The sequence below is a fragment of the Ilumatobacter sp. genome (assembly GCF_041688325.1).
In the GTDB taxonomy this organism is placed as follows: Bacteria; Actinomycetota; Acidimicrobiia; order Acidimicrobiales; family Ilumatobacteraceae; genus Ilumatobacter_A.
In genome coordinates this window covers 1-1,266 of the sequence record NZ_JBDNIJ010000258.1, presented here as the reverse complement: position 1 = coordinate 1,266, position 1,266 = coordinate 1, and the positions used below count along the sequence as shown (strand labels likewise).

The 1,266-nt window shown below is 63.3% G+C and carries 1 protein-coding gene and 1 pseudogene; both read right to left on the bottom strand.

The window, feature by feature from the left end:
• Positions 1–746 (bottom strand): crotonase/enoyl-CoA hydratase family protein (locus ACH2EI_RS14300; protein ID WP_395152943.1); only part of this gene is annotated, 746 nt, incomplete at its 3' end.
• Positions 747–822: 76 nt separating this feature from the next.
• A pseudogene (locus tag ACH2EI_RS14295) lies at positions 823–1,266 on the bottom strand (cobalamin-binding protein); the annotation flags it as partial.

The window sequence follows — 1,266 nt, the reverse complement described above, 5'->3', positions numbered from 1 at the left end:
GCAGGCTGTGTGTTGACGACGCCGGCGACCACTGACTCGGCATACGCCGCGTCGAACGACGACATGTTCTGTACGTGGCTAATTGCCGAGCAGATCGCGAAGTTCGTGAGCGGCAGATTTGCCGCAGCCTGCTGTGCGATCTCGAGTGCCTTGTCGAAGCTCGATCGCTCCGTCTCGATGTACTGCGCCAACCCAAGGTCGACAGCCGCCTGGCCCTGATGCACACGACCGGTCAGCATCATGTCGACCATGTTCGCCTTGCCGACCAGCTGCGCAACCCGAATCGTTGCGCCACCACCGGTGAACAGGCCCCGCTGGCCCTCTGGGAGCGCGAAGTACGTCGAGTCGTCCATCACCCGAATGTGGGCCGAGCTCGCCAACTCAAGCCCGCCGCCGACGACGGCACCCTGGAGGGCAGCAATGATCGGGACGCCGCCGTACTCCATCTTGTTGAACGCCTCGTGCCAACGCAAACACACGTGCATGAAGTCAGCTGGGCTTCGATCTGCGTCGTGGTGTTCGATCAGGTCGAGGCCGGCACAGAAGTGATCGCCAGCGCCGGCGAGCACGACGGCCCGCACACCGGCACGCGGTGCCGCGGCAAAGAAGTCGACCAACTCGTCGATCGTGCCGACATTGAGTGCGTTGCGCTTTTCCGGGCGGTTCAACGTCACGATCGTCACACCGTCATCTCGGTGGTCAATGTCGAGAAAATCGAAGCGGCTGGGGTCAAGATCAACTGGCATCAGGGGGAACGATAGAGAACCCGATCAAATCCCGGACAACTCCGACCCACGAAACCGCCGCAGCCACCGACCTCGCTCACTGGCGGGAGCGGCGCTCTCTGATCTGACGGACGGCCGTCTCTGTTGTTTGAGGAACGACGTCAGGATGGAAGATACTGGCGAGCGCTTCGACGCCATCGACCACTCGGGGGCCAGGCCGCACCATCAACCCATCGGCATCGATGGCCCACACGGCGGCACGCTCGGGAAGGTACGCAATGACGTCGACGGCTTGTTCTGCAGCGTCGTCGAGCTTGAAACCGCAGGGCGAAACCACAACGATGTCGGGATCCGCCGCAGCGATCGTTGCCCAGTCGGTCGGGATCGATCGGCCACCGCGCTCTGCATGGACCGGGGTGCCGCCGGCAGCGATGACGAGGTCAGGCACCCAGTGGCCAGCGATGAATGGCGGGTCGGACCATTCGAGGACGAAAACGTTCGGCTTCGGTCGGCTTACCACCGCGGAACTCACGGCTTCGAG